We start from the raw sequence: 4,264 nt of genomic DNA, 5'->3' as shown, positions 1-4,264 counted from the left end.
AAAAAAGAGGATTCAAATTCTGAATCCTCTTTTAGCATTTTCGGCTAGTATCAAAATTTATTTTGATACAGCCCCTTCTCTTTATATTCACTCCTAATACATTATAGGGAAAATATAAGTTGTGTCTTTTCTCCTATCTTTTTAAAGCCCAACTTTTTATACATTTCTTTTGCTCTCCCTTTATTTTCAGTAATCACATAAGCGGTTTTTACACCATCATCATATGATTTTTTTAACATATTCCTCAATATACTTTTCCCAACACCTTGGTTTTGATACTCTTTCAAAACTCCAAAGTCTTCTATTTTAGCTACATCTTTATTCCATAATAATTCACATGATCCAACTGGTTCATCTTCTAAATAAGAAATAAAGCATGACAAATTATTACTAGACTCTTTATAAACATCTACTTTTCTTTTTATTCTCCTTCTAGAATAACTTCTACCTACTAATGGAGCATAATCTAAAATGTTAATTTTAATAATATCACTGTACTCTTCATCAGTTTTCACTTCTTTTACTACACAATCTCCCCTTTGATTTATTTTTATATATTCCGCTGTTTCTATTTTCATATAATCTAGTTTATCTATACTAGTAGGGCTTATATTTAATTTTTTGATAACTTCCTTTGATATTTCCCCATCTACCTCAAATAACAAAAAATCTCTTTTCTCTTTTTTACTCTTATATATTTCATTATTAATTATTTCAACTTTAATCTTATCATCTACAGTCTTATTTAATATAGTTAAATTATTTGCATAAGAATCTTGGAAACTTTCATCACTAAATTTTGTCACAAAACCTTCCTTTTCTTCTTTAGAAAAACACCTGACATACTCTATTTCAGTTTCTTTTAACAATTCATACATATGTATATTTCTCCAAACATTTTTATATTTAAAATACTATATATTATTATAATAACTTTTTCTAAAAAATAAATATAAATACGTCAAGCCAAAAACAATTAACATAAATAATGCATTATGTTAAAATTAATACAGAAAAACAAATGCAAAACAACATAATATTTAGGAGGTTTAGAAAATAAAAAAGTTAAATATGTTTATTAATCCAAAAGATAAAAAAATAAAATTAATAAAGAAATATACGGACATTTTTCAGAACATCTTGGAAGATGTATTTATAATGGTATATTTGTAGGTGAAGATTCTCCTATTCCAAATACTAGAGGAATGAGAAATAAGGTACAAACCCTGCCTTTCTATATCAACAAAATACAATGCGTGATGCTATAGTTGCATCTATAAATTTAAATCTCTTTAATGAACATTCTGATAGAGTAATTATGGCTAATATCGCTCAAGTAGTTAACGTATTACAATCTGTTATCCTTACTGAAGGTGATAAAATGATTAAAACTCCTACTTACCATGTATTTAATATGTATAAACATCATCAGGATAGCATATTGGTTAGCAGCTTTATAAAAAATGATGCTACCAAAGAAGAATATAGCTTACCAAGTATCTCTAAGTCAGTTTCTCTAGACAAAGATAATAAATTACATTTAACTATGTCAAATTGTTCTTTATTAAATGATTATGCACTTGATATTAATATACTTGATTATCCTTTCGGAAAAGTTTCAGGAAAACTGCTTACAGAAAAAATGACAGCTCATAATACTTTTGAAAACCCTAATAAGGTTTATCCTATAGATTTTAAGGACTATACAATTACTGATGAAGGAATAAAATTTATTATTCCTAAATGCAGTGTACTATCTTTAACCCTTGAATAATATGAATAGCTTTTGCAAACGCTGTTTACTTCAAGATAGTGTAAATAAAAAGTATTATAAAACTGTTTTAGAATATATAAATTCTTTAGATTCATCTGTGAAAGCTGATAGTGCTACCTATAACTTAAGGCTTTCTTTATGTAAGGAATGTGATTTTCTCATTAATGGTATGTGCAATCAATGTGGTTGTTTTGTTGAAATTAGAGCTTCAAGAAAAGATAATTACTGTCCTAATGTAAATCCTAAATGGTAAATAAAATGAGATGCTTTAGAATAACTCTAATGCACCTCATTTTATAATTAGCTAACTTTTTTACTTACTCTTACCATATCGTAAATGTCTATTATTCCATCAAAATTTACATCTTCTCTACCTACCCATTTCTTATCTTTATAAGTTCTATTATAACTATTACCTTCTATTGCCAAGTCTAACATATCTACTTGTCCATCTTTATTTAAATCTTCATTTTCATATTTCTCATCAAAGCCCATAGCTTCATATGGAATTTTTAAGGTTACTGTTTGAGCCTTTCCCCCCTCAATTACTATACTCTCATTTGCCTTAACTGGCATACTATTTGAATAAATTGGGTTCGCATAGTTTATAAGTCTTGTATTACTATCATAAACACATATAGAATACCTATCACTTGAACTACTTGATGTCGCAAAATATAGTAAATGATCTGAATTATTTTTTATAACACACTGCTCACCCTTAGATAAGTTTACCTCATAATATGGGGCCATACTTACTTCTTTTATTATATCTTTATATTCATATGGTAAATAAAGATTAAATTCTTCTCCTGTTTTTGCCTTTAATCTACCTTTATGTTTACCTTCTATAATAAACTCACCAGATTGTGGAATATATTTTTCCATATCTCCATTTTCATCATACTCTATAAGTTCATAATAATTATTACCAGTTTGATTCTTTGATACCTTAATACTTTTATCTGAATTATTAACTACTTCATAGCTCTTGCCTTTTTCTATATGCTTTTCATAAAACACAGGAATGTTAGTAGACTTTATCATATCCTTCATTTCATATGGTATATATAATATAGAATTTTCTCCTTGGCTTATACTAATTTTTTCTCTTTTATTATTCACAGACCAAAAACTACCATCAGTATCTTTGTAAGAACTTATTATATTTCCATTTTCATCATATTTTACAAGATCATATTTAAGTTCTGATTCTTTATTGTAATTATACACCACTACATCTATACCTGTTTTATTTATAATTTCATAAGTCTTATTTTTCTCTAAATTAAATTGATAGAATACAGGAGTACTAACTTCCTTTATCATATTTCTATTTTCATATGGTATATATAACTTTAGTCCATTGCCTTTAAATAAGCTCATTCTTATTTTATGATGTGGCTCAATATTATTGTTTTCTAGAATGTCCCTTTCAACTTTTGTTATTTTACCATTATTATCAAAATCCATAAAATCATAAGAAGATTTATTATATCCTATCTCTTTTACTAGAGATGTAAACGTGTCATCAGTATTATTTCCAATTTCATAGTTCTTATCCTTATCAAGTAATAATTCTTGAAATACTGGTTCGTTAATAATTTTTGCATTTTTACTTTTATCGTAAGGCACATAAATAACTATATTCCTATTATCACTTGAGCATATCTTTTTCTTATTCCTTCCACCAATGGAGATCATATCATACTGATCTCTCCAAATCTGACTTATTTTATTATTTTCATCATAATTTATATAATTATATTTATTACTAATACTACTAGTACTTAATAAGTATAATACTTCATCTGATGAATTAATTATTTCTAAGCTAACATTTTTTGAAACTACAAACTTAGAAAATGCAGGATTTTGTGATTCTTTCACAGTAGACTTGTACTCATATGGTATATACAACTTTGCCCCATTTCCTGTATTTAGACTTACTATTTTCTTATGCCCATTTTCTATTACAAAATCCTTATATTCACCGTAGTCCTGTTTAGCTAGTTTTCCAGTTCCATCATAATCAACATATTCATATTTGTTGAAAATGTTATCATAACTTGAAATCCAAATTCTTTTCCCGGTATTGTTATTTATCTCATAGCTTTTATCAGCAGTTGCTGTAACTTTATAAAATGCAGGACTTTGTGATTCTTTTACAATATCTTTATATTCATATGGCACATATAATTTTATACCAGTTCCGGTATTTAAACTTATCCTTCTTTTATGTCCACTTTCTACTGCAAAATCATCATATTCTCCTACCACTTGTTTAGTTATTTCACCAGTTTTATCATAATCGATATATTCATATTTGTTACTGTAGTCACTATCTCTAACAACACTAATTGATTTAGCCGTACTATTATTTATTTCATAACTTTTATCTGCAGTTGCTGTGACTTTATAAAATGCAGGACTTTGTGATTCTTTTACAGTATCTTTATATTCATATGGCACATATAATTTTATACCAGT

General features: G+C 26.8%; 4 protein-coding genes. 2 read left to right on the top strand and 2 right to left on the bottom strand.

The genetic code is table 11. The annotated features are described in order from the left end of the window. Positions 1-101 precede the first annotated feature (101 nt). The gene (locus H9661_RS17985) at positions 102-878 is read right to left on the bottom strand and encodes a GNAT family N-acetyltransferase (protein WP_143317162.1); all 777 of its coding nucleotides are present in this window, start codon (positions 876-878) and stop codon (positions 102-104) included. A 374-nt stretch (positions 879-1,252) separates the two neighbouring features. Between H9661_RS17985 and H9661_RS17980 the strand changes: the two genes are divergently transcribed. Together H9661_RS17980 and H9661_RS17975 are read left to right on the top strand one after the other, a co-directional pair. Further along, on the top strand, positions 1,253-1,774 hold the full coding sequence (locus tag H9661_RS17980) for an alpha-L-arabinofuranosidase C-terminal domain-containing protein (protein ID WP_191770144.1): 522 nt from the start codon (positions 1,253-1,255) through the stop codon (positions 1,772-1,774). A gap of 1 nt (position 1,775) precedes the next feature. After that, a complete protein-coding gene (locus tag H9661_RS17975) occupies positions 1,776-2,027 on the top strand; it encodes a DUF6171 family protein (RefSeq protein ID WP_191770146.1) in 252 nt (83 codons plus the stop codon). A 47-nt stretch (positions 2,028-2,074) separates the two neighbouring features. Here H9661_RS17975 and H9661_RS17970 read toward each other — a convergent pair. Then, positions 2,075-4,264: dockerin type I domain-containing protein (locus H9661_RS17970; RefSeq protein WP_191770142.1), on the bottom strand; the 2,190-nt coding region annotated here is incomplete at its 5' end.

Source organism: Clostridium cibarium (genome assembly GCF_014836335.1).
Taxonomy (GTDB): Bacteria; Bacillota; Clostridia; order Clostridiales; family Clostridiaceae; genus Clostridium; species Clostridium cibarium.
Note: the sequence above shows the minus strand (reverse complement) of the source record. Positions and strands in the feature narration are given on the sequence as shown.

Bases quoted from the DNA above. Each gene is read 5' to 3' on its own strand.
- H9661_RS17975 (WP_191770146.1), top strand. From the start codon at position 1,776: ATGAATAGCTTTTGCAAACGCTGTTTACTTCAAGATAGTGTAAATAAA.
- H9661_RS17985 (WP_143317162.1), bottom strand. From the start codon at position 878: ATGTATGAATTGTTAAAAGAAACTGAAATAGAGTATGTCAGGTGTTTT.
- H9661_RS17980 (WP_191770144.1), top strand. From the start codon at position 1,253: ATGCGTGATGCTATAGTTGCATCTATAAATTTAAATCTCTTTAATGAA.